The 23,485-nt window shown below is 74.7% G+C and carries 20 protein-coding genes; 14 read left to right on the top strand and 6 right to left on the bottom strand.

What is annotated here, in order from left to right:
* The first annotated feature begins 95 nt into the window (after positions 1 to 95).
* From PV341_RS20955 to PV341_RS20985, 7 genes are all read left to right on the top strand, one after another.
* Positions 96 to 848 (top strand): class I SAM-dependent methyltransferase, encoded by a 753-nt coding sequence (locus PV341_RS20955; protein ID WP_500358687.1) that lies wholly within the window; start codon positions 96 to 98, stop codon positions 846 to 848.
* A 69-nt stretch (positions 849 to 917) separates the two neighbouring features.
* Positions 918 to 1,844 carry a GerMN domain-containing protein gene (locus PV341_RS20960; RefSeq protein WP_500358688.1) on the top strand — a complete coding sequence of 309 codons (927 nt, stop codon included), beginning with the start codon at positions 918 to 920 and terminating at the stop codon, positions 1,842 to 1,844.
* 84 nt (positions 1,845 to 1,928) lie between these two features.
* On the top strand, positions 1,929 to 2,576 hold the full coding sequence (locus tag PV341_RS20965) for a CBS domain-containing protein (protein ID WP_500358689.1): 648 nt from the start codon (positions 1,929 to 1,931) through the stop codon (positions 2,574 to 2,576).
* A gap of 88 nt (positions 2,577 to 2,664) precedes the next feature.
* Positions 2,665 to 3,732, top strand: a complete 1,068-nt coding sequence (locus PV341_RS20970; RefSeq protein WP_500358691.1) for an alcohol dehydrogenase catalytic domain-containing protein — start codon at positions 2,665 to 2,667, stop codon at positions 3,730 to 3,732.
* Between the two features lie 165 nt (positions 3,733 to 3,897).
* On the top strand, positions 3,898 to 5,841 hold the full coding sequence (locus tag PV341_RS20975; RefSeq protein ID WP_500326325.1) for an APC family permease: 1,944 nt from the start codon (positions 3,898 to 3,900) through the stop codon (positions 5,839 to 5,841).
* Positions 5,842 to 5,996: 155 nt separating this feature from the next.
* Positions 5,997 to 6,473, top strand: a complete 477-nt coding sequence (locus PV341_RS20980) for a hypothetical protein (protein ID WP_500358693.1) — start codon at positions 5,997 to 5,999, stop codon at positions 6,471 to 6,473.
* Between the two features lie 63 nt (positions 6,474 to 6,536).
* Positions 6,537 to 7,031 carry a universal stress protein gene (locus tag PV341_RS20985; protein ID WP_500326329.1) on the top strand — a complete coding sequence of 165 codons (495 nt, stop codon included), beginning with the start codon at positions 6,537 to 6,539 and terminating at the stop codon, positions 7,029 to 7,031.
* Positions 7,032 to 7,034: 3 nt separating this feature from the next.
* Here the strand turns inward: PV341_RS20985 and PV341_RS20990 are convergent, their stop codons facing one another.
* Positions 7,035 to 8,543, bottom strand: coding sequence for an alpha/beta hydrolase (locus tag PV341_RS20990; RefSeq protein WP_500358694.1), 1,509 nt, complete (start codon positions 8,541 to 8,543; stop codon positions 7,035 to 7,037).
* Positions 8,544 to 8,639: 96 nt separating this feature from the next.
* On the opposite strand from PV341_RS20990, the gene PV341_RS20995 reads away from it, so the two are divergent.
* Positions 8,640 to 9,554, top strand: coding sequence for a helix-turn-helix domain-containing protein (locus PV341_RS20995; protein ID WP_500358695.1), 915 nt, complete (start codon positions 8,640 to 8,642; stop codon positions 9,552 to 9,554).
* Here the strand turns inward: PV341_RS20995 and map are convergent.
* Positions 9,541 to 10,308 carry a type I methionyl aminopeptidase gene (map, locus tag PV341_RS21000; RefSeq protein WP_500326333.1) on the bottom strand — a complete coding sequence of 256 codons (768 nt, stop codon included), beginning with the start codon at positions 10,306 to 10,308 and terminating at the stop codon, positions 9,541 to 9,543. The two genes, PV341_RS20995 and map, sit on opposite strands and share 14 nt — an antisense overlap.
* A 66-nt stretch (positions 10,309 to 10,374) precedes the next feature.
* Between map and PV341_RS21005 the strand changes: the two genes are divergently transcribed.
* Entirely contained in the window at positions 10,375 to 10,656 is a 282-nt protein-coding gene (locus tag PV341_RS21005) for a helix-turn-helix domain-containing protein (protein ID WP_500326335.1), read from the top strand.
* A 265-nt stretch (positions 10,657 to 10,921) separates the two neighbouring features.
* Here PV341_RS21005 and PV341_RS21010 read toward each other — a convergent pair whose 3' ends face one another.
* Positions 10,922 to 12,304 (bottom strand): hypothetical protein, encoded by a 1,383-nt coding sequence (locus PV341_RS21010; RefSeq protein ID WP_500358696.1) that lies wholly within the window; start codon positions 12,302 to 12,304, stop codon positions 10,922 to 10,924.
* Between the two features lie 198 nt (positions 12,305 to 12,502).
* Between PV341_RS21010 and PV341_RS21015 the strand changes: the two genes are divergently transcribed.
* Both PV341_RS21015 and PV341_RS21020 read left to right on the top strand, forming a co-directional pair.
* A complete protein-coding gene (locus PV341_RS21015) occupies positions 12,503 to 14,581 on the top strand; it encodes a SpoIIE family protein phosphatase (protein WP_500358697.1) in 2,079 nt (692 codons plus the stop codon).
* A 153-nt stretch (positions 14,582 to 14,734) separates the two neighbouring features.
* Positions 14,735 to 17,176, top strand: coding sequence for a SpoIIE family protein phosphatase (locus tag PV341_RS21020; RefSeq protein ID WP_500358699.1), 2,442 nt, complete (start codon positions 14,735 to 14,737; stop codon positions 17,174 to 17,176).
* A gap of 145 nt (positions 17,177 to 17,321) precedes the next feature.
* Here the strand turns inward: PV341_RS21020 and PV341_RS21025 are convergent, their stop codons facing one another.
* A complete protein-coding gene (locus tag PV341_RS21025; RefSeq protein ID WP_500326342.1) occupies positions 17,322 to 17,819 on the bottom strand; it encodes a cupin domain-containing protein in 498 nt (165 codons plus the stop codon).
* A gap of 164 nt (positions 17,820 to 17,983) precedes the next feature.
* Here PV341_RS21025 and PV341_RS21030 point away from each other — a divergent pair, with 164 nt between their 5' ends.
* Positions 17,984 to 19,045: an NAD(+)/NADH kinase gene (locus PV341_RS21030; RefSeq protein WP_500326344.1), complete on the top strand. Its 1,062-nt coding sequence runs from the start codon at positions 17,984 to 17,986 to the stop codon at positions 19,043 to 19,045.
* On the opposite strand, the gene PV341_RS21035 is transcribed toward PV341_RS21030, so the two are convergent.
* On the bottom strand, positions 18,930 to 19,955 hold the full coding sequence (locus tag PV341_RS21035) for a LysR family transcriptional regulator (protein ID WP_500358701.1): 1,026 nt from the start codon (positions 19,953 to 19,955) through the stop codon (positions 18,930 to 18,932). The genes PV341_RS21030 and PV341_RS21035 overlap by 116 nt on opposite strands.
* Before the next feature lie 70 nt (positions 19,956 to 20,025).
* On the opposite strand from PV341_RS21035, the gene PV341_RS21040 reads away from it, so the two are divergent.
* A complete protein-coding gene (locus tag PV341_RS21040; protein WP_500358702.1) occupies positions 20,026 to 21,183 on the top strand; it encodes a TDT family transporter in 1,158 nt (385 codons plus the stop codon).
* Between the two features lie 10 nt (positions 21,184 to 21,193).
* Here PV341_RS21040 and PV341_RS21045 read toward each other — a convergent pair whose 3' ends face one another.
* Complete coding sequence (locus PV341_RS21045) at positions 21,194 to 21,976, bottom strand: glucosamine-6-phosphate deaminase (RefSeq protein ID WP_500326348.1); 783 nt, start codon at positions 21,974 to 21,976, stop codon at positions 21,194 to 21,196.
* Between the two features lie 252 nt (positions 21,977 to 22,228).
* Between PV341_RS21045 and PV341_RS21050 the strand changes: the two genes are divergently transcribed.
* Positions 22,229 to 23,287, top strand: a complete 1,059-nt coding sequence (locus tag PV341_RS21050; protein WP_500326530.1) for an AI-2E family transporter — start codon at positions 22,229 to 22,231, stop codon at positions 23,285 to 23,287.
* The last annotated feature ends 198 nt before the right edge of the window (positions 23,288 to 23,485 follow it).

A 23,485-nucleotide genomic window follows, 5' to 3' on the forward strand; every position in this document is an offset into this window, starting at 1 on the left:
GGGGAGGCGGGCGTACGGGCGGTTGGGGCACCCGCGCTGAGCTGGGCTTTCGAGGCTGCGGACCCTAGCGTCTCCCCATCGGGAAAGGGGATCTGATGGACCGTGGTATCCGCGACGTCGACGACGTGCTGAGGCTCCTGGACGACCTGTTCGCGGCGGGGGCCGACCGCTGGACGGAAGGGGCGGCCGACTGGTGGGACGCGTTCTACGCGGACCGGTCCCGGCCGGTGCCGTTCTTCGTGGACAAGCCGGACGAGAACCTCGTGGAGTGGCTCGACCGGGGCCTGATCGCGCCGGGCGGCCGGGTCCTCGACCTCGGGTGCGGTCCGGGACGCAACGCGCGGTACCTGGCCGCACGGGGGTTCACGGTGGACGCGGTCGACCTCTCCCCCGCCGCGATCGCCTGGGCGCAGGAGCGGGCCCGCGAGGCCGGTGCGGCCCTGCGGTTCCACCGCGGTGACGCCTTCGCCCTGGCCGGGACGGTTCTGCGCGGCCCGTACGACCTGGTCCACGACTCGGGTTGCTTCCACCATCTGCCGCCGCACCGGCGCATCAGCTACCTCGCGCTGCTGGACGGGGTCCTGGCGCCCGGCGGGCATCTGGCGCTGACGTGCTTCGCCGCCGGCGCCATGGGGTCCGAGCTCGACGACGCGGACTTCTACCGCGATTCCCGGCTGCACGGCGGCCTGGCCTACAGCCCGGAGGCGCTGCGCCGGATCTTCTCCGGACTGGCGGAGGTCGAGCTGCGCCGCATGCGCGGTGAGCCGGCGGATTCCGCGTGCTTCGGTGAGGACTTCCTCTGGGCGGCCCTGTTCCGCCGCCCCGCAGGGGTCGTACCCGGTAGCTGACCCTCCCGGGTGATGGCGTACGCGGGCGGGAGCGGGCACTCTGTGCGCATGCCGGAGGGGAGGATCCACATGGACGGTGCCCGGCCCGCCGCCGCACGCCCCGCGCGGGCGCTCGCGGCCGCGCTCGTGCTCCTCGCCCTGCTGTCCGCCTGCGGCGGCTCCGGCCGGGAGGCCTCCGGGGCTCCCTCCCGGACCGCCGCATCCGGCGAACCCGGCACTGCGCCGGCCACGCCGGGCGGCGGGTCGCCGGACCCGACCGCGTCGGCATCGGCGTCGGCATCCACCACACCCCGCCGGGTCCACGCGGCCGTCTACTTCCTGCACGAGGGCAAACTGTCGGCTGCGCCGCGCACGGTGACCGGCCCGGCGACCGCCGCCGCGGCCCTGCGGGCCCTGCTCGCCGGCCCGAACGGCTTCGAGCGCGGTCACGGCCGGGCGACGGCGATCCCGTCAGGGACGGCGCTGCGATCGCTGGCCGTACGGGACCGCGTCGCCACCGTCGACCTCTCGGGCCGCTACGACGACGCCGTCCCCGGCACACCCGTGGAAGCCGGGCTCGCCCAGGTGGTGTTCACCGCGACGGCGTTCCCCGGCGTCGAGAAGGTGCGCTTGCGCGTGGACGGCGGGCCGCCGGCCGGACTCGGCACGGTCGCCACCGGCCCGCCCGTCGGCCGCACCGACTTCGAGGAGCTCTCCCCCGCCGTCCTCGTGGAGTCACCGCTCCTCGGCGACACCGTCACCGCCCCGCTGCGCGTCCACGGCACGGCCGACACCTTCGAGGCGGAGTTCCGGCTGCGGATCTCCGACGGGGCCGGCCGCACGGTCGCCGACGTACGGGTGGCGGCCACCTCGGGCAGCGGCACCCGGGGCACCTTCGACGTGACCGTGCCCTACCGCGCGGCCGGTGGGCCGGGCACCCTCACGGCGTACGTGCTGTCCGCCGAGGACGGCCGCCGGGTCGTCCTCGACACGGTGCCGCTCACCCTCGCGGGGTGAGCGGGTCCCGGCCGGACCGTGCGCACGCCGCCGCACCGGCCGAGACTGGAACCAGGGGACGCGTCCCGGGTTCAGGAGGCCGCCATGAACGCGGTCCGGCAGCCGATGACGGTGGGCGACGTGATGACGTGCAGGGTCGTCGCGGTCACCCGCCGCGCGTCGTTCAAGGAGATCGTGCGGGCCCTGGAGCAGTGGCACGTCAGCGCGGTACCGGTGGTGGAGGACGGGACTCACGTGGTGGGCGTCGTCTCCGAGGCCGACCTGCTGCGCAAGGAGGAGCACCGCGTGGACGGGCCGCCCCCGGTGGGCGGGGCCGGCGCGTCGGGCAGGGCGGCCGCGCTCACCGCCGAGCAGTTGATGACCGCGCCCGCGGTCACCGTGCGCGGCGACGCCTCGCTCGCGCAGGCGGCCCGCGCCATGGCGCGGCACCAGGTCAAGCGGCTGCCGGTCGTCGACGCCCGGGGCATGCTCAAGGGCGTGGTCAGCCGGGGCGACCTGCTGAAGGTCTTCCTGCGGTCCGACGAGGACATCGCCCGCGACGTCCGGGAGAACGTGGTCGCACGGCTGTTCCCCGGCGCGTGGCGGTCCCTCGAGGTCGACGTCGAAGAAGGGGTCGTCACCCTGAGCGGGCTGCTCGGGGACCGCTCCCTGGTGCCGGTGGCGGACCGCCTGGTGCGGTCCGTCGAGGGCGTCGTCGACGTGCGCTTCGATCTGACGCCGAACCGGGTGTGACGGGCGGTCCCGGCGCCGGATGCGAGGGCCGCCCGCCGCGCCCACGCTGGTAGGGGGGACACACCTCAGCCCGAAGGAGCGGAACGCCATGAAGGCATGGGTCTTCCAGGGTCCGGGACGGGCCGCCTGGCAGGAGGTGGCCGACCCGGTCCTCCAGGACGCGAGGGACGCCATCGTCCGCGTCGACACCGCAGCGATCTGCGGCACCGACCTGCACATCCTCAAGGGCAACGTGCCGGACGTCGCTCCCGGTACGGTGCTCGGCCACGAGGCCGTGGGCGAGGTCGTCGAGACCGGCGCGGAGGTGGACGCCCTCCAGCCCGGCGACCGGGTGCTGGTCAGTTGCGTCTCCGGGTGCGGACGCTGCCGGTTCTGCCGTGAGCAGGCCTACGGGCAGTGCCAGGACGGCGGCGGCTGGGTGCTCGGGCACCTGATCGACGGCACGCAGGCGGAGTATGTGCGCGTACCGTACGCCGACACCTCCCTGCACCCGCTGCCGCACAACGTGGGCGGGCACGACGCCGTCCTGCTCTCCGACATCTTCCCCACCGCCTACGAGGTGGGCGTGCTCAACGGCGGGGTCCGGCCCGGGGACACGGTCGTGGTGGTCGGCTGCGGTCCGATCGGCCTGGCCGCCGTCGCCACGGCCCAGCTGTGCTCCCCGCACACGGTGATCGCCGTCGACCTGGCCGCGGCGCGCCTGCAGGCGGCGAAGAACCTGGGCGCGGACGCCGTGGTCACGGCGGGCGAGCAGCCCGAGCAGCTGGTCGACGACCTCACCGGAGGGCTCGGCGCGGACGTGGTGATCGAGGCCGTGGGGCTTCCGGAGACCTTCGAGATGTGCACGCGGATGGTCCGGCCCGGCGGCCGGGTGGCGAACGCGGGGGTGCACGGCCGACCGGTCACGCTCCACCTGGAGCAGCTGTGGAACCGCAACGTCACCATCACCACGGGCCTGGTCGACACGTACTCCACGCCCACCCTGCTGCGCCTGCTGGAGGCGCGGAAGCTGCCCACCGGCGCGTTCGTCACGCACACCTTCGAACTGCACGAGACGGCGGAGGCCTACGACGTCTTCGCGGCGGCGGCCGACACCGGAGCGCTCAAGGTCGTCCTGGGCGGACCGCACCATGACGTCCTCGTACCCATGTCCTGACCGGGCCGGCGGGCGTAAAGGGCGCATCAGGGACGTAACCCCCACTCTTGACGGAATCTTAACGGCGCGAAGCGGCGGTACGGGAAATCGGGCGCCGACCGATGCGTACGCTGACCAGGCCATCTCGTGGTGGCGGGAACCAGTGGCAGCACGTCAGGAGCATCGATGACCTCCCCCGTCCCTACGAGTCGGCTGCGCGCGTGGATGCTCGAGGGCCTGTCGGACATGGCCCGGCACCAGCAGGGCGGGCAGGCGGTCCCGGAACGGCACGACCACGGCCAGCGCTGGTGGCGGGTGATGTGCCTGACGGGTGTCGACTACTTCTCCACCCTGGGCTACCAGCCCGGCATCGCGGCGCTGGCGGCGGGCCTGCTCTCGCCGGTGGCCACCATCGTGCTGGTGATCGTCACGCTGGCCGGCGCCCTGCCCGTGTACCGCCGGGTGGCCGAGGAGAGCCCCCGCGGCGAGGGCTCGATCGCCATGCTGGAGCGGCTGCTGTCGTTCTGGAAGGGCAAGCTCTTCGTCCTGACGCTGCTGGGCTTCGCGGCGACGGACTTCCTGATCACCATCACCTTGTCCGCGGCCGACGCCTCCACCCACCTGGTGGAGAACCCGCACCTGACCGAGGCGCTGCACGGGAAGCAGATGCTCATCACGCTGCTGCTGGTCGCGCTGCTCGGCGCGGTCTTCATGAAGGGCTTCCTGGAGGCGATCGGCGTCGCGGTCGCCCTCGTGGGCCTCTACCTGGCGCTCAACGTGGTCGTCGTGGTCGTCGGCCTGTGGCACGTGGCCACCGCCGGGCACGTGGTCACCGACTGGTCGAACGCCCTGACCACGCAGCACGGCAACATCCTGGTGATGGTCGGGGTGGCGCTGCTGGTCTTCCCCAAGCTGGCGCTGGGCCTGTCCGGCTTCGAGACCGGTGTGGCGGTGATGCCGCACGTCAAGGGCGACCCGTCCGACACCGAGGAGCGTCCCGCCGGGCGGATCCGGGACACGAAGAAGCTGCTGACCACGGCCGCCGTGATCATGAGCTGCTTCCTGATCACCACCAGCTTCATCACCACGCTGCTGATCCCCGCCGACGAGTTCGAGGCCGGCGGCCAGGCCAACGGCCGCGCGCTGGCCTACCTTGCGCACGAGTACCTGGGCAACGCCTTCGGCACCGTCTACGACGTGTCGACGATCTGCATCCTGTGGTTCGCCGGCGCCTCGGCGATGGCCGGCCTCCTCAACCTCATGCCGCGCTACCTGCCGCGCTACGGCATGGCGCCGCACTGGGCGCGCGCGGTGCGGCCGATGGTGCTGGTCTTCACCCTGGTCGCGTTCCTGGTCACCTGGATCTTCGACGCCAACGTCGACGCCCAGGGCGGCGCGTACGCGACCGGTGTCCTGGTGCTCATCTCCTCCGCGGCGATCGCGGTGACCATCGCCGCCCGCAAGGCGGGGCAGCGCAACTGGACGATCGCCTTCGGGGTGATCTCGGCCGTCTTCCTCTACACCACGGTCGTCAACGTCTTCGAGCGCCCGGACGGCGTCAAGATCGGTGCCTGCTTCATCGTCGGCATCATGCTGATCTCCCTGCTGTCGCGGCTCGCCCGCGCCTTCGAACTGCGCATCACCGGCATCACCACCGACGACATGGCCGAGCGCTTCGTACGGGACATCTCCCACCGCACGATCCGCTTCATCGCCAACGAGCCCGACCGGCGGGACGCCGCCGAGTACCGGGACAAGATCAAGCAGATCCGGTCAGACAACGACCTGCCGGCCGAGGAGGACTTCGTCTTCGTCGAGGTGACCGTCGCCGACCCGTCCGAGTTCGAGGCGGGCCTGGTGGTCCGCGGCGAGGTCCTCCACGACCGCTACCGCGTCCTGACCCTGGAGAGCTCCTCCATCCCCAACGCGCTGGCGGCCTTCCTGCTGCACGTCCGCGACACCACCGGGCAGCGTCCGCACATCTACTTCGAGTGGACCGAGGGCACCCCCTTCGCCAACTTCCTGCGCTTCTTCCTCTTCGGGCAGGGCGAGGTCGCCCCGGTCACCCGCGAGGTGCTGCGCGAGGCCGAGCCCGACCGCAGCCGCAGGCCCCGCGTCCACGTCGGCTGAGCCCCCGTCCGTCAGGGGTGCGCAAAGACCGGACCGGCGCTCGTCAAGGGGCCGTCAGGGCCACGCCTGGCGGCCGCCGCCCTGCCTACGGTCGGCCCCATGGAACGGCGAACGGCTCCCCGGCCCGGGCAGCAGGGCACCGTCGGTGACCGCCATTGGCGCGCCGACCTGCGGCGCGCGCGGGGTACGCGGTCGCCTTCCTGTGCCTGGCGGTGCCGCTCGACGCGGTCGCGGGGACGCTCACCCCGCGGCGCGCGGCACTGTGGCTGGTCCTGGCCCTGATCGTGCTCGCGCTGCTCCACCCGGCCCGGGTGACCGCGGGCGACGGGTGGCTGGCGGTGCGCGGCACGCTGCGGGAGCGGCGGGTGCGGACCGACGCGCTGACCGTGGTCCGCCAGTCCGCCGGTGTGTCACGGCATCTGGTCCTGTGGGACGCCCACGGCCGGTGGCTGGAGCTGGATCCCCGCGTCCTGGAGGCGAATCCGCTGCTGTGGCACCGGCTGGAGGCGGGCGCGCGGCGCTCCCGTACCGCCGGCACGCTCCGCGAGGGGTCCGAGGTGCTCGGGCGGCTCAGCGAGCGGATCGACGGCAGCACGGCACGAGCGGTGATCGATGCGCCCGGGATGGGCTGACAGGTCGCTTCGGTGCGGCCGGTCGCGTGGTCGTTCGTCGTACGTCGAGAAATGAGGCAGTCCGTGATCGAGTCGCCGTACGGGGGCACAGCGGGCGGGGGCCGGCGGGTGGTCGTCGGCCTGAGCGGTTCCCCCGGCAGTCTGGCCGCGCTGCACCGGGCGGTCGCGGAGGCCCGGTCCCGGTCCGCGGGACTGCTGGCGGTCCTGGCGTGGGAGCCGCCCCCCGAGGAGTTCACCTACCGCCGGGTGCCGCTTCCGCCGCGGCGCTTCGACTGGGAGCAGGAGGCGCGGCAACGCCTGAACGTCGCGCTGGAGGAGGCCTTCGGCGCCGGCGCCCTGGCCGGGATGCCGGACTTCCGCGCCGTGACGGCGCGCGGGCCCGCCGGGTACGTGCTGGTGAAGGCGGCCGCGCGCAGCGAGGACCTGCTGGTCGTCGGCACGGGGTCGCGCGGCCTGCTGCCGCGTGCGCTGCGCGGTTCGGTCGCCCGCTACTGCGTCGCGCACGCGGCCTGCCCGGTGCTGGCCGTACCCCCGTCCCGGCTGCCCGCCGGGGTCTGAGCCTCAGCCCCGCAGGTGCCCGAGGACGGTGCGCATCGCGTGCTCCACGGCGCCGCGCGCCTGCGCGCCGTGGTCCGTCGTCTCGAAGCCGTGGCCGCCGTCGGGGACGTCGACGACCTCCACGTCCGCCCCGGCGTCCTTGGCCGCGGAGAGGAACTCCTCGACGGTCACCGCGATCTCCGGCCGCTCCCGTCCCACCCGGGTCAGGACGACCGGCGGCGTGCTCGCGCCGTGCAGCGCGGCCACCGGCCGGAAACGGGAGGCGGCCAGGCCCCAGTTGGGCAGCGGCGCGAGGACGGGGTAGGTGGCGGCGACGCAGCGCAGCCACGGCGGGGGCGCCGCCAGCCAGTCCGCGGACAGCAGCCCGCCGGCGGAGAAGAACCACAGCGCGACCCGGCCGGCGTCGACCCGCGGATCGGCGCGGACGAGCTCCACCGCCTCGGCGAGGTCCCCGGCGGCGCGCGGGAAGTCACCGAGTTCGTGCAGCCGGTGGTCGACCGTCGCGCCGACCGCTCCGAGAGCCGCCGCGAGGCGGCCGTACCCGACGAAGGCCGGCCAGTCGCGCGGAGTGGGCCGCGCGCCGGTCGGCACCGGGCCGCCGTGCACGAAGACCACGGCCGGGCGGGGTCCGCCACCGCCGTCCGGGAGGTACAGGTCGGTCCGTCCGCGGCGCTCACGGGCCCGTTCGGGCACGTCGAGGAGGAACGGCCGCAGGTGCGCCGGTGGTTCGTCCGTCGCGGCGATCCGGTGGCCCTCACCGGCGGCGGCCTTCAGCAGGACGCCGGCGAGTTCGCCGGGTGCAGAGAGCATCGGCCAGTGGCCGGTGGCGAGTTCGAAGAAGCCGACGCGGGGGTCCGTGAGCGCCTGGAATTCAGGGTGCCCCAGGGCCACCAGCCCCTCCACCATGGCGATGCTCGAACCGTTGCCGGTGCACAGGACACCGGTCGCCGGCAGGGCGGCGGCCACCCCTGACAGGCGCAGCGGCCGGGTGAGCGTCCCGGCCGGCTGGGGTGCGGCGTCGGCGGCGAGCCGGGCCAGCGCCGCGGCGGGCACGCCGGCCGTACTGCCCCAGCGCTCCCATGCCCCGGGCGCGGGCGGTGCGACGCGCCACTCGTCGTCGCCCGGGGCGGCCGGGGCCGAGAGCCGGGCGCGCAGTTCCTGGTCGGGCAGGAGCGCCAGCGGCGGGTCGCCGTCCCGGGGCATGCCCGCGTCCAAGTGGACGACGCGGGCGATGCGGCCGGGCCGCCGGTCGGCGGCGGCGACGACCGGGTGGATGCCGTAGCCGTGGCCGACGAGCACCACATCCGTCGCGTCCAGGGAGTCGACGACCCGCAGGACGTCCTCGACATGGGTCTCCAGTACGGTGCCGGGCCCGGCCGGGCGGCCTGAGCCGGCCATGCCGGTGAGGGTCACCGGGTGGGCTCCGGCGCCCGCCCCGCGCAGCCGGCCGGCGACGTCCTCCCACACCCAGCCGCCCGTGTGGGCCTCGGGAACGAGTACGAACACGGTCATGTGTGCCTCCCCGCACGCAGTGGTCCGCGGAGCGGCCGTCCCGGCCGTCCGCGCTCGCCGGTACGGTAGGAGCTCCCCCTGAGGGAGGTTCAAGCGGTGGAAGCCGACAGCACGTTGAGCATCGGGGAGCTCGCCGAGCGGGCCGGCGTCTCCGTCAAGACCGTCCGTTTCTACTCCGACCGCGGACTGCTGCCCGAGTCCGGCCGCAGCGCGGGCGGCCACCGCCGCTACGCCCCCGAGGCGCTCACCCGGCTGCGCCTGATCCGCTCCCTGCGCGCCCTGGACCTGCCGGTGCCGGATGTGGGGCGGGCCCTGGAGCGGGAGGACGCCCTGGAGGACGTCGTCGCGGGCCACTTGCGGACCCTCGGCTCCCAACTGGCCGCGCTGCGCTGGCGGGAGGCCGCCCTGCGACTGCTGCGGGACTGCACCGCCGAGGAACGCGCCGAGCGGCTGGAGCTCGTCGGAGCCGTCCCCGTACCACCCAGCACGGACCCGATGGCCCGTTTCTGGCGCCGCTGGCTGCAGCCCGCGCGGCTGCCCGCCCCGGTGCTGGCCCGGGTCGTCGAACTCGCCGTGCCGCAACCGCCGGACGAGCCGAGCCCGGCGCAGGTGCTGGCCTTCGCCCGGCTGCACGCCTTCACCTCGGCCTCCTGCCCGCCCGGCGCCGTGCACCGGCTCGCGGCGCACCGGCCCGACGCGGGCCCCCGTCCGGCCGTCCTGTACGAGGGGCTGTACGAGGCCTACGAACTGGCCGCGCCGGACGTCCTGGCCGGACGCGCGCCGGGCGCGGGCGAGGCGCTCGACTGCTTCGTCACCGCCCACGCGCGGTCGTTCGGCGCGCGGGACACCCCCCGCTTCCGCCGCCGGCTGAGCGGCATGCTGGCCGTGGAGCCCCGCATCGACCGCTACTGGCAGCTCGTGGGCGAGCTGCGGGGCCCCGGGCAGCCGACCCCGGGCGCCTCCCACACCTGGCTGCGCTCCGCACTGGAGGACCAGGTCACGGCGCGGTGAGGATGCGCGGACCCTCCTCCGTGACGGCGACGGTGTGCTCGAAGTGGGCGGCCCGGCTGCCGTCCTCGGTGTGCAGCGTCCAGCCGTCGGAGGCCGTGCGGTAGCCGCCGCGCCCCCCAGCCATCAGCATCGGCTCGATGGCCAGGGCGAGCCCGTGCCGCAGCGGGTAACCACGGCCGGGGCGACCCTGGTTGGGCACATGGGGATCCTCGTGCATCCGGCGGCCGATGCCGTGGCCGCCGAAGTCCGCGGGCATGCCGCACCGGGCCTCGCGGGCGACGGTGCCGATGGCGTGCGAGATGTCGCCGATGCGGTTGCCGACGGTGGCCGCGGCGATCCCGGCGTCGAGCGCCCGCCGGGTGGCCTCGATGAGCCGGACGTCCGCGGGGCGGGGCGTGCCCACGGTGAAGCTGATCGCGGCGTCGCCGGTCCAGCCGTCCAGTTCGGCGCCGCAGTCGACGCTCACCAGGTCGCCGTCCCGCAGCCGGTAGTCGGTGGGGATGCCGTGCACGAGCGCGTCGTTGACGGAGGTGCAGAGCACCGCGGGGAAGGGCGTGGGCGCGAACGACGGCCGGTAGCCGAGGAACGGCGACCGCGCGCCCGCCGCGTCCAGGACGGCCCGGGCTGCCTCGTCCAGTTCCCGCAGCGACACGCCGACGCGCGCCGCCTCACGGGCGGCGGCGAGCGCGTGCGCCACGACGCGGCCGGCCTCCCGCATGGCCGCCAGCGCGGCATCCGTCTTGATCTCCACCATGTCCGTGGCTCCTCTTTCCGTTCCCTGGGTGCACCCAATTCTTATACCGGTATTAGTATCACGGGCATGGTGCGAACTCCTTTGACCCCCTGGGAACGGCAGCGCGGCGAGCGCTTCGGCACGCTGCTGCGCCGGGCCCGCGGCGACCGCAGCATGGTCGAGGTCGCGGCGGCGGCGGGCGTCTCCGCCGAGACCCTGCGCAAGATCGAGACCGGCCGCGCCCCGACCCCCGCCTTCTTCACCGTGGCCGCCCTCGCCGCGGCCCTGGACATCTCCCTGGACGAGCTCGCCTCGGCCTGCGTCCTCGAGGCCGACGAGGCAGGCGGCGGCGCCGCCTTGTCCGCGTAGGCCGCGCCGGGCTGTTCGCGTCGCCGCGTGCGGGTGCGTTGTGGTTGCTGTTGGGGGTTTCCCCGCCGCCCTCCCGATTGCCCGGCGCGGTCAGTGACCGCCCCGCTGCGTACGTATGGGGTCGGTGCCGCGCCGGGGCACGCCCCCAGCCTTCGGCCGGGGGGACCCTCATGGGGGCACCCCGCCACACCCCCTTCTGCCGTGGGGGCGACTAACGGCCGGTGGGGGTTCAGAGAGCGGTCCGGGGTTGCCGCAAGTGCCTTACTCACCCCCCACCGGCCGTCATGCGCCCATACGACGGGAGGGGGTGTGGCGGGGTGCGCCCGGAAACGACGAGCGGCGAACCCGGCGCCGAATGATGTGGGGGTAAACCGCGAGCGTTGAGGACGTGTCCCGGCGCGGCACCGCCGTAGTCGCCGTAGGCGTACGGGCCGGGGCCGCCGAGGGAGCTGCCGAGCAGCGTCCCGACGAGGATCCCGGGCAGCATCCCGCCACCGAAGTAGCCCTGGGCCCAGGGGGCGTAGGCCGGGCCTGCCTCCCAGTACGGGCGGGGGCCGCGAGGCGTGCCGACCTGGCGGGCCATGGGTTCCAGGCCGTCCGCGAGCCGGGCGGCGTCGGCCGCGCACACGGGAACGGTCCGCTCGGCCCCGCCGCTCTCGGGGGTCCAGGGCACGTCCTGGACCGAGGGGCCGTGCCGGGGGTCGAAGAAGCACGGCGGGCGGCGCTCGGGCAGCGGCCTGCCCTCGATGCGCGCCTCCAGGGTGGCGAGCGCGAAGCGCCCCTCCTCCAGGGCGCTGCTGACCGGCCGCACGTCCTCCGCGGAACGCGCCCGGTCCATCGCGGTCTTCGCGGTGTCGTAGGCGTCCAGGGCGCGCGTGTAGTCCTCGCGCATGGCGTCGTCGGCCGTCGCGCCGCCCGGGTCGAAGCCGATCCGGCTCAGCTCCTCACCGAAGGCGGTGATGTCCTCGTCCACCACCGGGCGCAGCTCGTCCAGCCGGGCCCAGTCCTGCGCCTCGCGGCGCCGCTTGGCGCGTCGCGACAGCAGGACAGCCCCGCCGCCGCCGGCGACGACCAGGACGCCGAGCGCGACGAGGAGCCCGGCGCCGCCGCTGCCCGCGCCGACGCCGACGGAGTCGTCGCCCCAGGACGCCGGGGCGTGGCCACGCGCCTGCGGCAGCGCCTCGTCCACGAAGCCGGTGACCATCGCCGCGGGGTCGCCGGGGTCGGAGCGCCGTACGGCCCCGGCCAGGTTCTCGACGGCGTTGTGCGGCATCACGGCGGGGTCCGCCCCGGCGTCGAAGCGGTCGCCGAGGGCCACGACGTACACACCGGTGATGCCGACCTTGGTCCGCAGGTCCTTCAGCAGCGTGGCGGCGGGGAACTCCGCGGTGTCCGGGAGGACGGCGACGAAGACCGGCCGGTCGGCCTTCTCGATGCGCCCGGCGAGGGTGTCCGCGTCGCCCGGCGACAGCACGTCCCGCGCCCGGGGGTCGACGTACACGGGACCGCCGTCGCGCAGGGCCGCCGCGGCCGCGTCGAGCCCGCCCGTGGCGCGCGCCCCGGAGCCCGTCGCGGCGACGAGGCAGAGCACGCCGAGGATCACGGCGAGTACCGGCACGAGGCGGAGGATCCGCCGGACGGTCCCCATGGTTACGACGCTAACCCAGATCGGGTGCGCGCGGCGCTGCGGGAGCCGGCTCCCCGGGGCGGTGCCCGGCTTCTCCGTTAGGCTGTTTTGTCAGATTTGCCCGACAATAAGCGACATTGGCCGGTCTACTGCACCAGGTGGCGACCGGCGGTGCTCGACCGGATGAGAACGCCTCGTTCCCGGGGATGGGTCGTCGCGGTGGACATACAGCAGTCGGCGAAGGATGTCGGTCAGCCCCAGACGGCGGTGGGGCAGGCAGGGGTGTTCCGTGACCTGCTGCCCCTCGCGATGTGGCGGATCGACTCCGAGGGTCGGATCTCCCAGTGGTCGCTGGCCGCGCAGGAACTCTTCGGGCACACCGCGCAGGAGGTGCTCGGCCGCAGCGCCACACCCCTGCTGGTCCCCGTGAGGAACTGGGACCTGGCCGACGAGCTGACGCGCAGGGTGCTGTCGGGCGAGGCGGTCGTGGGCACGCTCCCCGTACGCCACCGTGACGGCCACCTGGTGACGATGGAGATGTGGATCTGCCCCACCGCCGACCCGCAGGGGCGCACCGGGCTGATGGGCATCGCCGCCGAGACCTCCGCGGTGCTGCGCATGCGGGACTCGCTGGCGGCGCTGGAGGGCCTGTTCACGCAGTCCCCCATCGGCCTGGCCATGCTCGGCCCGGACCTGCGCTACGTACGGGTCAACGAGGCTCTGGCCCGTATGAACGGGGTCCCCGCCGCCCAGCACATCGGCAGGCGGGTGAGCGAGGTGGTCCCCGGGCTCAACACCATGGCGCTGGAGACCGTGATGCGCCAGGTGCTCGCCCGCGGCGAGCCGGTGGTGGACTTCCGGGGCGTCGGACGCACGGGTGGCGACCCCCTCAACGAGCGGGTGTGGTCGTGCTCCTTCTCCCCACTCCTCGGCGGCGGCGGCCGCCGCCTGGGCGTGATCGCCACCCTGATCGACATCACCCGCGAGGAGCGGGCCCAGCTCCAGGCCACCCGCGGACGGCAGCGGCTCGCCCTGCTCGCCGAGGCCGGCACCCGCATCGGCACCACGCTCGACCTGCGGCGGACCGCGGAGGAGGTGGTGCAGGTGCTCGTGCCCCGGGTGGCGGACTCCGCCGACGTGCACCTGCTGGAGGAGGTCCTCGACCCGGACGAGGCCGCCGCCTCCGCCCACGGCATGGTGCGCCGGCTGGCGGTCTCCTTCGCCGATCCGGCGGCGCCCGCCGAGGACCTGGCCGTCGGCATGACGCACCAGGTCCCCCGGGCGTCCGCGTACGAGCAGGTCATGGTGGAGGGCCGGCCGATGCGGCTCACCAGGGCCGACATACCCCGGCTGGTGCCCGGCCCGGAGTACGAGCGGCTGCGCGGCTACCTGCGCACCCTCGGCTCCGCCCGCATGGTCCCGCTGGTGGCCCGCGGCACGGTGCTGGGCATCATGATGGTCACCCGCTCCCGCAGGCGCGAGCCCTTCGACGACCAGGACGACCTGCTCATCGACGAACTCGCCGCCCGCGCGGCGCTCGGCATCGACAACGCGCGGATGTACTCCGCCCAGCGCCGCGCCGCCCTCACCCTGCAGCGCAGCCTCGCCAACACCGCGCTGCCCACGGTGCCCGGGCTGGAACTGGCCGGCCGGTACCTGCCCGCGAGCGACCACGAGGTGGGCGGCGACTGGTTCGACGTCATCGCGCTGCCCGGCGACAGGACCGCCCTGGTCATCGGGGACGTCATGGGCCACGGGGTGCACGCGGCGGCCGTCATGGGGCAGCTGCGGACGACGGTGCGCACCCTGGCCCGCCACGACATCCCCCCGGCCGAGCTGCTCCGCTCCCTGGACGCGGCCGTCGCCGACGTCGGCGAGAACGAGATGGCGACCTGCGTCTACGCCGTCCACGACCCGGCCGACGGCAGCTGCCTGGTCGCCCGCGCCGGGCACCCGCCGCCGGCGGTGGCGGGTGCCGGGAACGAGGTCGCCTTCCTGGACGGCCCGAGCGGAACACCCCTCGGCGTGGGCCGCCGGGACTTCCAGACCGAACGGGTGCTCCTGCCGCCGGGAGGTGTGCTGGTCCTCTACACCGACGGCCTGATCGAGGCCCGCGACCGCAACCTCGACCAGGGCATGCGCCAACTCGCCCGCGCCCTGCGCGATCCCGGCGAGCCGCTCTCCCGGGTCTGCGACCGCGTCCTCGCCCGTCTCCTGCCCCACGGCGCGCAGGACGACGTGGCGATCCTGCTGGCCCGGCCGCTCCACCCCGCCACCGGCCATGAGCCTGCGCACTGAGCGGGCGCCGGCGCCCTGCGGGCCACGCGCGACCGGCCGTGCGGGCCGATACTGGAACCACGCCCCCATGGGCGTCCCTCCCGGGCCCCGGCGGAGAACCACCCCAGGTGACGCAGCTCGCCCGCTTCTCCCGCACGTGCGACGGTGATAGCGATGGACAACCCGGCCAAGACGTTCAGCGAGTCACCGGAGGACCCGTTCTCGGTGCACGCCGCGGCCTCGGTGGTGCTGGACGACCATGCGTCCGTGGTGGGGTGGAGCACCCGCGCCGAGACGCTGCTCGGCCACCGGGCCCAGGACGTCCTGGGCCGGTCGGCTCCCGAACTCCTGCTCCACCCCGGCGACTTGGAGCTGGTCCTGACCGCCACCGCGGCCTGCGTCCGGGCGGGCGGCTGGTTCGGGGTCGTACCCGTGCTGCACCGGGACGGACGGCGGGTGGAGGTCGGCTGCCGGGTCCGCGCCATCGCGCGGGAGGACCGGCGCCGCGAGTGGTACGTGGTCGCGGCGCCCGCCGCCGAGGTCGTCCGGTGGGAGACGGACCGGTGGGTGCTGGAGGGGTTGTTCCGCCGTTCCCCCATCGGGCTCGCGGTCTACGCCCCCGACCTCACCTTCCTGCGGGTGAACCGGGCGATCACCAAGTTCAGCGGGGTCCCCGCGGGGAAGCACCAGGGCCTGCGCACGGGGGACTTCCTCTTCGGGCCGGACGCCGACGCCGTGGACCACCAGTTGCGGCGGGTGCTCGAGACGGGCCGTTCCTCGATCTTCTCCGAGCAGCCCTGCCGGCTGCGCCGCGACCCGCAGCGCGAACTGTACGTGTCCGTCTCGGCGTTCCGGATGCAGGACGCCAACGGGCACGTCCTCGGGGTGACCCAGACCGTCGAGGACGTCACGGAGCGCTACCAGGCCCGCCGCAGGCTGTCCCTGCTCAGCGAGGCCGGGGCGCGGATCGGCACCACGCTGGACGTCGGCCGCACCGCCCGCGAACTGGCCGAGGTGGCCGTGCCCGGGCTGGCCGACAGCGCCTCCGTCGACCTGCTGGAGGCCGTGCCCCAGGGTGACGAGCCCGCCCAGGACTCGTTCCCTACGGTCTGCCGCGCGGCGGTCCAGTCGGTCTTCCCGGACACCCAGAAGATCATGTACCCGGTGGGGCACACCATCCGCATCCCTCCGGGGTCGACGCAGGCGCGGTCGCTGGCCGAGGGCCGCCCGGTCTTCGAGTCGGACATGGGCCGGGCCCTCGCCTGGCTCGACGAGGACCCCGTGCGGGCCAGGGCCGCCCGCGCGGTCGGCGCGCACTCCCTGATGGTGGTGCCGCTGCTCGCCCGCGGGCTCGTGCTCGGGCTGATCAGCCTCTGGCGGACCCGCGGCCGCGAGCCCTTCGAGGCCGACGACCTCACCCTCGCCGAGGAGTTCGCCGCCCGCGCGGCCCTGAGCATCGACAACGCCCGCCGCTACACCCAGCAGCACCAGGCGGCCCTCACCCTCCAGCACAGCCTGCTCCCCGGGGACGTGCCCTGGCACCCCGCCGCCGAGGTGGCCCACCGCTACCTGCCCGCCAACACCGCCACCGGGGTCGGCGGCGACTGGTTCGACGTCATCCCGCTCTCCGGTCTCCGCATCGCCCTGGTGGTGGGCGACGTCGTCGGCCGCGGTCTGCACGCGGCGGCCACCATGGGCCGGCTGCGCACCGCCGTGCACACCCTGGCCCACCTGGACCCCACCCCGGACGAGGTGCTGTCGCACCTCGACGACCTCGTGGACCGGCTCGCCTCGGAACAGCGCGAGAGCCACGAGAACGCCCCACCGGTCGTCGGCGCGACCTGCCTCTACGCCGTCTACGACCCGGTCTCCCGGCGCTGCTCGCTCGCCCGGGCCGGCCATCCGCCCCCCGTGGTCGTCACCCCGGAGGGACGGGCGAGCCTGGTCAACATCCCGCCGGGCCCGCCGCTGGGCCTCGGCGGCCTCCCCTTCGAGACCGCCGAGATCGAGCTGGCCGAGCGCAGCATCCTGGCGCTCTACACCGACGGCTTGCTGTGCACCCGCTGCCGCGACCTCGACGACAGCCTCGCGATGCTGTGCGGGGCGCTCACCGCGCCGTCCGGCCCCCTGGAGGAGACCTGCAGCGCCGTCGAGGACACCCTCCTCAAGGCACGCAGCTCCACCGAGGCCGCCGACGACGTGGCCCTCCTCGTCGCCCGGACCCGCGTCCTCGCGCCGGAACAGGTCGCCACCTGGGACCTCCCGCCGGACGCCACCGCCGCCGGACGGGCCCGCACGCTGGTGGAGTCCCAGCTCGCCACCTGGGGGCTGGAGGAGGCGGCCTTCGTGACCGAACTGATCGTCAGCGAGCTGGTCACCAACGCGTACCGGTATGCGGGCGGGCCCATCACACTGCGGCTGATCCGCGACAGCCACCTCATCTGCGAGGTCTCCGACACCAGCAGCACCTCCCCGCACCTGCGCAGGGCGCGGACGACGGACGAGGGCGGGCGCGGGCTGTTCCTGGTCGCGCAGCTCAGCGAACGCTGGGGCGCCCGCTACACGCGCGAGGGCAAGACGATCTGGGCCGAGCAGCCCCTGCAGGCCGCCTTCTGAGCGGCTACGGCACGTGGGCACCGCACCTGCCCGGCGTCCCAACCGACGCTGGTCCCGCACCGCGTCTCGGTGGCTGACGGCCCGAAGGCGGTGCAGGCCCGTCGGTCGCCCTCCGCCCGTACGACGACCCGCCCCCGCACGGGGCTCAGCGGGGCGGCAGTGCGGTGCCGCAGCGGGAGCAGTACAGGGCGTCGCTCTCGCCGGCCAGGCGGCCGCAGTCCGCGCAGACGCGGTGCAGCAGGCAGACCGCTTCGCCCGCGTCCGGCGCGGGGGCGAGCCCGGCGATGGTGAGGCCGGGGCGGCGGGCGTGCACCGTGAGGTAGGTCAGCCCCACGGCGCCGGCGGACAGCGCGCGGCAGGAGCCGCGGGGCAGCCAGGCGAGTGCGCCGGGCGCCAGGGTCGTCTGGCGTCCGCCGTCGTCGCCCGACAGGTACCCGCCGCCGTCGACGACGTACAGCAGGACGTCCAGGTCGGCCTCGACGTGCGGCCGGACCTCGGTGCCCGCCGGAAGGCGGATGACGTTGGCGTCGAGCTGGCGGCGGTCCGCGCCGAGCCGCCACAGCGCTCCGCGCTGCCCGACGGGCGTACGGCCGATCAGATCCGCCACCTGGGCGAGGACACCCGGCTCGGGCTTGGTCTCCACGTTCGTCCTCCCTGCAGCAGTGGAACAGCGGAACGGTACTCCGCCCAGGGTGCCGCCGCACGACGGCGGGGCGGCGGGACGGCGGTGTCCCGACGCGACGCGCGCTCCGGGGAGGCGGACCATGGGGGCATGACGCCGGAGCGGACGCCGCCGGGGAGGCCGTGATGCCAGTGGGCCGGATCGGGATGGTCGTGCACGGTGCGCGCGAGGACGCGAGCGAGGCCGCCGCGGCGGTCGACCGCTGGTGCGCGCGGCACGGGGTCCCCGCGGTGGAGATCGACGTATGGCGCAAGGACCGGCCCCGGCACAGCGGTCAGGAGGAGGCGGCCACGGCCGGCTACCCGGACCTGATCGTGACCCTCGGCGGCGACGGCACCTTCCTGCGCGGCGCGCGGGTGGCCGCCGCGTGCGGGGCGGCCGTGCTGGGCGTGGACTTGGGGCGGGTCGGCTTCCTCACCGAGGTGTGCACCGAGGACGTGGAGCGGGCGCTCGACTGCGTGCACGAGGGCCGGGCGACCGTCGAGGACCGCATGACGCTCACGCTGCGGGCGTCCCGGCCGCTGGAGATCCCCGAGGGCATCGAGTCCCTGCTGCGGTACGGGCGCGGCCCCGCGCTGCCGCCGCCGCGGGTGCGGCCCGGCGACCCCGAGGACGTGGGCTGGGGCGTGCCGATGGCCGTCAACGCCGTCAACGACGTGGTCTTCGAGAAGCTCGCCCGGGACCGGCAGGCCAGTCTCGCGGTGTACCTGGCGGGCCGTCTGTTCGCGTCCTACTCCGCGGACGCGGTCGTCGTGGCCACCCCGACGGGTTCCACCGCGTACAGCTTCGCCGCGGGGGGCCCGGTGGTCTCCCCGCACATGGACGCGATCGTGTTCACCCCCGTCGCGCCGCACATGGCCTTCGACCGGACCCTGGTGGCGGCCCCTGACGAGGTCCTGGGGGTCCGCGTGCTGACCCGCTCCGGCCGGGTCGCGGTCAGCATCGACGGCCAGCTGAGGGGCGTCCTCGATCCGGGTGACTGGGTCGGGGTGTACAAGGCCCGGCACCGGCTGCGGTTGATCCGGCTGGGCCCGACCGACTTCTACGGGCGGGTGCGCGACCGCTTCCGGCTCAGTGACGCCCCGGCCGCGGCCGCCGACGGGGAGGTCCCGCCGCTGTACCGACCGAACTCCCCCGTCCCGCCCGACCTGCGGAATCTGCGCTTCCCACCCCTTGACGGGCACTGACCGCGCCCTGCCGGGCGATCCCTGCCAGCTCCCGCGCCGGCCCGGTCAGGTCGCGCCCGCGGGCGCGCACCACGCGCAGCGTCCGCGTCAGGTCGAGTCCGGCCACGGGGACGGCGACGACGCTGCCGCCCGCGAGTTCCGCGGTGAGGGCGAGGGAACTGAGGACGGCCGGGGCGAGCCCGTCGGCGACGGCGGTCTTGATGGCGGTGGTGGAGGGGAGTTCGAGGAGCGGATCGGTGAGCGCGAGCCCCGTCCCCTCGGCCAGGGCGTGCTCGAGGTAGCGGCGCGTGCCGGAGCCTCGTTCACGGCTGACCAGGGGTGTCGCGGCGAGTTCGGCGGCGCCGATGCCGGACCGGCGGCGCGCCCAGCGGTGGGAGGGGGCGACGACGACGGTCAGCTCGTCGTGCCCGACCGGCTGGGCGACCAGCCCGCGCGGGACGTCCGGGCCCTCGACGAAACCGAGGTGCACCTCGCCGGCCAGGACGGCCGCGGCCACGTCCTCGGAGTTGCCCGCGGTCAGCGCGACCGTGGTGCGCGGGGCGCCCGCCCGCAGGATGAGCAGCCACTGCGGCAGGAGGTACTCGGCCACCGTCATGCTCGCGGCCACCTGCAGCCGGCTCTCCGCGGTGCCGCGCAGCGAGGTGACCCCGGCGTCCAGCGAGGCTGCGGCGTCGACGGCGGTGCGCGCCCAGTCCGCGACGAGCGCGCCGTGCTCGGTGAGCCGCGAACCGCGCGGTGAGCGTTCCAGCAACTGCAGACCGAGCCGGCGTTCGAGGTGCCGGAGGCGGGAGCTCGCGGCCGGCTGGCTGACGCCGTGGGCCCGCGCGGCGGCACCGACGCTGCCGAGGCTCGCGACCGACAGCAGCAGGTCGTACGCCGCCAGGTCGCTCACGCGCTCGGGCAGGGGCATAAGCCCAGTCTATGAGCCCATCCGGAAGTGCTCCCTACCGGTCGTGCCCGGCCGGGGCGACGCTACGGACATGCCTTCGACGCTCGCCCTTGCCTCCCGGCCCGGCGCCCACCCGCGCACCGGGCTGCTGCGGGAGCTGGACCACCCCTCCCAGCTCTTCCGCGACCTCGGCCCCAACTGGTTCGCCTCGGTGATGGGCACGGGCATCGTCGCCACGGCGGCGGCCGGGCTCCCGGCGCACATACCGGGGCTGCGGACGGCCGCCACGGTCGTATGGGCGCTGGCGGCCGCCTGGCTGGTGGCGCTCTCGGCGGGCTGGGCGGTGCACTGGACCCGGTACCGCGACCGCGCGCGGGCGCACGCCGGCCACCCGGTGATGGCGCACTTCTGGGGTGCCCCGGCGATGGCGCTGCTGACCGTGGGCGCCGGCACGCTGGCGCTGGGCTCGGACTGGATCGGGCCGCACGCGGCCCTGGCGGTGGACGCGGTGCTCTGGTCGGCGGGCACCCTGCTGGGCCTGGTGACCTGGGTGTGGATCCCGTACCGTGCGATGACCGAGCACCGTGTGGGCGACGGCTCGGCGTTCGGCGGCTGGCTGATGCCCGTCGTCCCGCCGATGGTCTCCGCCGCCACCGGGGCCGCCCTCGTCCCGCACCTCCCCGCCGGGCAGGCACGGCTGACGCTGCTGCTGGCGTGCTACGCGATGTTCGGGATGAGCCTGATCGCGAGCCTGGTGATCATCCCGCAGATCTGGGGCCGGCTGGTGCGCCACAAGACGGGCCCGGCGGCCATGGTGCCGACCCTGTGGATCGTGCTCGGCCCGCTGGGGCAGTCCGTCACGGCGGCCAATCTCCTGGGGCACGCGGCGCCCACCGCCCTGCCCCGCCCCTACGCCACCGGGGCCGAGGTCTTCGGCTACCTCTACGGCGTGCCCATCTGGGGGTTCGCCATGATGTGGCTGGCCCTGGCGGCGGCGCTCACCGTGCGCACCGCGCGGCGCGGACTGCCGTTCACCCTGAGCTGGTGGAGCTTCACCTTCCCGCTGGGCACGTGCGTGACCGGGACGAGCGCGCTGGCGCTGCGGCTGCATTCGACGGCCTTTCAGGGGGCGGCGCTGATCCTGTACGCGGGCCTGGTGGCGGCATGGGCGCTCGTCGCCGTGCGGACCGTCCGCGCCGGGGCCCGCGGCACGCTGTTCCTGCCGCCCGCCCCGGCGCCCCGCGCCTGAACGAAGCGGATCACAGACCCTGCCAGGACGGCTTCGCCGCGTAGGTGGCCCGGAAGTAGTCGGCCAGCTTCAGCTTGGACGCGGCCGCCTCGTCGACGACGACGGTGGCGTGCGGGTGCAGCTGGAGCGCGGAGGCGGGGACGACCGCCGCCAGCGGGCCCTCGACGGCCAGGGCGACCGCCTCGGCCTTCGCCTCGCCGGTGGCCAGCAGCACGAGGTGCCGGGCCTCCAGGATGGTGCCGATGCCCTGGGTGATGACGTGGTGCGGCACGGCCTCGGGGCGGTCGAAGAAGCGCGCGTTGTCCTTGCGGGTCTGCTCGGTCAGCGTCTTGATCCGGGTCCGGGAGGCCAGCGAGGAGCACGGCTCGTTGAAGCCGATGTGGCCGTCGGTGCCGATGCCGAGCAGCTGCAGGTCCACCCCGCCGGCCGCCGCCAGCGTGCGCTCGTACGCCGCGCACGCCTCGACGATGTCCTCGGCGGTGCCGTCGGGTCCCATGAACGACTCCCGGGCGAGGCCGAGGGGCTCGACGACCTCGCGCAGCACCACGGAGCGGTAGGACTCCGGGTGCCCGGCGGGCAGTCCGACGTACTCGTCCAGCTGGCAGATCCGGGCCCGCGACACGTCGGCGCGGCCCTCGCCGGCCAGGCCGGCGAGGGCCCGGTAGACCGGGAGCGGGGTCGAACCGGTGGCGACGCCGAGCAGCGCGTCGGGCTTGCGGCGCAGCAGGTCCGCGATGGCACCCGCGATGAGTTCGCCGCCTGCGGTGGCGTCCGGGACGATGACGACTTCCACTTCGGGACCGCCGATCTGGTGAGGGAGACCATAACTGGTTTAGACCAATTTAGCAGTCGGGCGCCCCGGGGATCCACCGCCGGCCCGGGGGTGCCTTCGGGCGAATGCGGCTTGCGTCGCGTTGGCCGGGACCCCGCCGGTGGTAGCAAGCAGGGACAGGCGCGCAGGACGCGGGCGCACGACGGGCTCGACGGGGAGGTGCGAACGGTGTCCCGAGGACGGCGGAGCCGGATCCGCGTGGGGCGCCGGGAGGTGCGCGGGCCCGCCAGGCGGCCCGGCGTCCGGGTGTTCCCCGCGCTGAACACGGCCGCCGCCTACTCCTGGCGGCTGCTCGTCGTGGGGGCGGTCGTCTACGCCGTGTTCGCCACCCTGGGACGGTTCCACGAGATCGCGGTGGCCGTCTTCCTCGGACTGGTCGGCACCGCGATGCTGCGACCGCTGGCCGATCTGCTCGCCCGCGTGATCCCGCGTTCGCTGGCCGTCGCCGTCTCGCTGATCGGCAGCATCCTGGTCGTGTTCGGCATCCTGGCCATGGTCGGCGAGGTGGTCGCCGGCGAGACGGCCGGGCTGCAGCGCGAGTTCGGCGCGGGGCTGGCGCGGATCGAGCGCTGGCTGGAGGCCCCGCCGTTCCGGCTCGACCCCGAGGCGCTCGACGACCTCCAGTCGAAGGTCGGGCAGTGGCTGTCCACCCACCGGTCGACCCTGATCAGCACCGCGCTGAGCGGCGCCGGGCGCCTGGTGGAGGTGCTGACGGTCTTCGCGCTGGCGCTGTTCTGCTCGGTGTTCTTCCTCCACTCGGGGGACCGGCAGTGGTCGTGGTTCTGCGGGCAGTTGCCGCGGACGGTGCGCGGCCGGGTGTCCGTGGCCGGCCGTGCCGCATGGCGCACGTTCACCGGCTACACGCACGGGATCGTGCTGGTGGCGGCGACCAACGCGATCCTGGTGGGGGTCGCGCTGTTCCTGCTGGGGGTGCCGCTCGCGCTGCCGCTGGCGCTGCTGGAGTTCTTCGCCGCCTTCGTGCCGCTGATCGGCTCCCCCATCGCCCTGGCGGTCGCCGCCGTGGTGGCGCTGGCCGCGAACGGGCCCGTCGTGGCGGCGGTCGTCGTCTGCCTGATCGTCGTCATCGGCCAGATCGAGGGCCACGTGCTGCATCCGATCGTGATGAGCTGGGCGGTGCGCCTGCATCCGGTGGTCGTCGCGCTCACCGTCATCGGCGGTGCCATCGCCGCCGGGGTCATCGGCGCGGTCGTGGCGGTCCCGCTCGTCTCCGTCCTCTGGTCGATGTACCAGGCACTGCGCACCACGGAGTAGGACGCACAAGTTTTTGCGGTGCTTCCGCAACGCCCTGTCGGCTGCACGACACTCCAGCGCAAGCCCATGCCAGGTGAGATGAAAGCCCGGTCGAGGGCATAGACGCCCGGAAACACCTCTGCAACTATCGGCTCGGGCCGCGCAATTACCAAAGCAATCGATGCAATTTCCTCTGCGTGGCAGCCGTACCGCATGTGA

The sequence above is a fragment of the Streptomyces sp. PA03-1a genome (genome assembly GCF_033792805.1).
GTDB lineage: Bacteria > Actinomycetota > Actinomycetes > Streptomycetales > Streptomycetaceae > Actinacidiphila.

What these genes read in the sequence shown, in the direction of transcription:
- PV341_RS20955 (WP_500358687.1), top strand. Translation starts at nt 96, where the DNA reads ATGGACCGTGGTATCCGCGACGTCGACGACGTGCTGAGGCTCCTGGAC.
- PV341_RS20970 (WP_500358691.1), top strand. Translation starts at nt 2,665, where the DNA reads ATGAAGGCATGGGTCTTCCAGGGTCCGGGACGGGCCGCCTGGCAGGAG.
- PV341_RS20990 (WP_500358694.1), bottom strand. Translation starts at nt 8,543, where the DNA reads ATGACCGTGTTCGTACTCGTTCCCGAGGCCCACACGGGCGGCTGGGTG.
- PV341_RS21010 (WP_500358696.1), bottom strand. Translation starts at nt 12,304, where the DNA reads ATGGGGACCGTCCGGCGGATCCTCCGCCTCGTGCCGGTACTCGCCGTG.
- PV341_RS21040 (WP_500358702.1), top strand. Translation starts at nt 20,026, where the DNA reads ATGCCTTCGACGCTCGCCCTTGCCTCCCGGCCCGGCGCCCACCCGCGC.
- PV341_RS20960 (WP_500358688.1), top strand. Translation starts at nt 918, where the DNA reads ATGGACGGTGCCCGGCCCGCCGCCGCACGCCCCGCGCGGGCGCTCGCG.
- PV341_RS21005 (WP_500326335.1), top strand. Translation starts at nt 10,375, where the DNA reads ATGGTGCGAACTCCTTTGACCCCCTGGGAACGGCAGCGCGGCGAGCGC.
- PV341_RS20965 (WP_500358689.1), top strand. Translation starts at nt 1,929, where the DNA reads ATGAACGCGGTCCGGCAGCCGATGACGGTGGGCGACGTGATGACGTGC.
- map (WP_500326333.1), bottom strand. Translation starts at nt 10,308, where the DNA reads ATGGTGGAGATCAAGACGGATGCCGCGCTGGCGGCCATGCGGGAGGCC.
- PV341_RS20975 (WP_500326325.1), top strand. Translation starts at nt 3,898, where the DNA reads ATGACCTCCCCCGTCCCTACGAGTCGGCTGCGCGCGTGGATGCTCGAG.
- PV341_RS21020 (WP_500358699.1), top strand. Translation starts at nt 14,735, where the DNA reads ATGGACAACCCGGCCAAGACGTTCAGCGAGTCACCGGAGGACCCGTTC.
- PV341_RS21030 (WP_500326344.1), top strand. Translation starts at nt 17,984, where the DNA reads ATGCCAGTGGGCCGGATCGGGATGGTCGTGCACGGTGCGCGCGAGGAC.
- PV341_RS21035 (WP_500358701.1), bottom strand. Translation starts at nt 19,955, where the DNA reads ATGCCCCTGCCCGAGCGCGTGAGCGACCTGGCGGCGTACGACCTGCTG.